We start from the raw sequence: 2,546 nt of genomic DNA, 5'->3' as shown, positions 1-2,546 counted from the left end.
TTTAAAATAGATGTGGAATTATATAAAGTTTTATTACAATTTTGTAGTAATGGATTTAAAACAATAAAACTTGTGTAAAATTATAGATATAAATATTTAAAGTTAAGGGGGATTTATGGGATTAGATATAGTTTTTGGTTCGGTAATTTTAATTTATGTAGTTATTAATTTAGTTTTATGGAAGAGAGGGAAAAAGTTTAATAAGTCGAGGGAGTTTATTAAGTTTATGTTCCTTATATATTTCTTTGGTGTTAGTGTATATACATTAAATTTATATGGAGGTTATGTTTCAAATAAAAGTTTTAATTATATTCCTTTTGTTGAAACTTTTAGAATGATAAAAGATAGTGGATTAAGTGTAGCTAAGCATAATATAGTTGGTAATCTTATTATGCTTGCACCACTTGGAATGTTTGTTGGTGCATTATATAAAAAGTGTAATTCAGTTCTTAAAATAGCTGGGATAACTTTTATGTGTTCAGCTATTATAGAAATTAATCAACATTTTACAGGTAGGTTTGCAGATATTGATGATATTATTTTAAATACTACTGGTGGAGTTTTGGGATATTTAATTTATAAGCTTTTGATTCCATATGTGAAAAAGATAAGATTCTTTAGAGAATTATTTGATAATGCAGTTAATGATAAGTCTGCTATTAAAGGTATTCTGATAGTTGCACTCCCTTTATTTTTAGTAATTGGGATTGATAGTACAGTTACAACATATATAGATTATAAAGAAAATGCAGTTGATATTAGCACAGTTCCGCAAAGTATAGAGGATGATGGAAGAAGGATAATAGGAGAATTTGAAGATGTAGGAAGTAAAATTTTTATTTCTAAAGATAGTAAGGGAAAATATTTTGAAGAGGATTATTATAAAAATGGAGATTATTTTAGAAAAAATGGTGATGCAGAAGTAATAAATAGAGAAAGTGCATTGTACTTATATAAAGAAAATGATGATTTTATAACTTATAATATTATTGGAATTACTAATGTTACAGAGAATGATATTGAATATGAGTTTATAAATGAACTTGCTTTATATGTAAAAGCTCCTAATGGAAGTAATATTACACTTGAGTATGGTGGAAAAGAAGTTAGTTTTGAAGTTACTGAAGAAGTAGAGTTTAAAAGAATAGATATTAGTGAATTTAAGATTGAGTATAATTTTGAAGATGAAAATCCTGATGAAGTTATTAAAAAAATTAAAGTTAAAATTAAATAATTAATTGATGAAAGAGGAATTGTATTTTGTTATACGGTTCCTTTTGTTATTTTCTGTCGTTTTGTATTTATGGAAAAAATATCCAATTAATGGTAAGATTATAATTAAAACTTATTTATATATAATAAGAAGAGATTTTGAAAAGGGGGCGTTAAAAAGATGGGAAATAATGAATGGGGAAAAAATATTTCTATTGTTGATACAACTCTTAGAGATGGTGAGCAAACAGCAGGGGTTGTTTTTGCTAATCATGAGAAAGTTGCTATTGCAAAGGCACTTAGTGAGATGGGTGTGCATCAACTAGAGGTTGGAATTCCAGCTATGGGTGGAGATGAAAAAGAGGCTATAAAAGATATTTGCAGAAGAGATTTATCTTCTAGTATTATGGCTTGGAATAGAGCAGTTGTTTCTGATATTCAGCAGTCTATTGATTGTGGGGTAGATGCAGTTGCTATTTCTATTTCAGTTTCTGATATTCATATCAAGCATAAACTTAGAACTTCAAGAGCGTGGGTTTTAGAAAATATGATGAAGTCAGTAGAATTTGCTAAGAAAAATGGTCTTTATGTTTCTGTTAATGGGGAAGATGCATCAAGGGCTGATAGAGAGTTTTTAGTTGAATTTATCGAAAAAGCTAAGAGTGTAGGGGCAGATAGGTTTAGATATTGTGATACTGTTGGGGTTATGGATCCTTTTAGTATTAGGGAGAATATTAAGTATATTTATGATAAGACAGGTTCAGATATTGAGATGCATACTCATAATGATTTTGGGATGGCTACAGCAAATGCTCTTGCAGGAGTTATAGGAGGAGCTAGTCATATAGGAGTTACTGTAAATGGACTTGGTGAGAGGGCTGGAAATGCAGCACTTGAAGAAGTTGTAATGGCTCTTAAACATGTTCATAATATAGATTTAGGTTTTGATACTGGTATGTTTAAAGATGTATCACACTATGTTTCAGATGCAGCAGGGCGAACTCTTCCAGAATGGAAGGCTATAGTTGGTGCTAATATGTTTAGGCATGAATCAGGAATACATGCTGATGGAGCTATTAAAAATCCTAAGAATTATGAAGCTTTTGACCCAGCAGAAGTTGGACTTACAAGACAAATAGTTATAGGAAAACATTCAGGAAAAGCAGGGATTGTAAATAAGTTTGCTGAGTATCATATTAATCTTGATGCAGATATGGCACAACAGGTTTTAGATAAAGTTAGAGCAGTTTCAGTTTGTGTTAAAAGACCACTTTTTGATAAGGAACTTGTTCAAATTTATAATGATATAAAAGAAAATAGATAAAGTTATTTGG

Annotated in this window: 2 protein-coding genes; both read left to right on the top strand. The window is 29.5% G+C overall.

Translation table 11 applies throughout. The features are described from left to right. Positions 1-115: 115 nt before the first annotated feature. On the top strand, positions 116-1,234 hold the full coding sequence (locus tag Q0V15_RS12925; RefSeq protein WP_297439551.1) for a VanZ family protein: 1,119 nt from the start codon (positions 116-118) through the stop codon (positions 1,232-1,234). Positions 1,235-1,393: 159 nt separating this feature from the next. Further along, positions 1,394-2,536 (top strand): homocitrate synthase, encoded by a 1,143-nt coding sequence (gene nifV / locus Q0V15_RS12920; RefSeq protein WP_297439550.1) that lies wholly within the window; start codon positions 1,394-1,396, stop codon positions 2,534-2,536. Positions 2,537-2,546 lie beyond the last annotated feature (10 nt).

Origin of the sequence: uncultured Clostridium sp. (genome assembly GCF_947036855.1) — a bacterium.
In the GTDB taxonomy this organism is placed as follows: Bacteria; Bacillota; Clostridia; order Clostridiales; family Clostridiaceae; genus Sarcina.
Note: the sequence above shows the minus strand (reverse complement) of the source record. Positions and strands in the feature narration are given on the sequence as shown.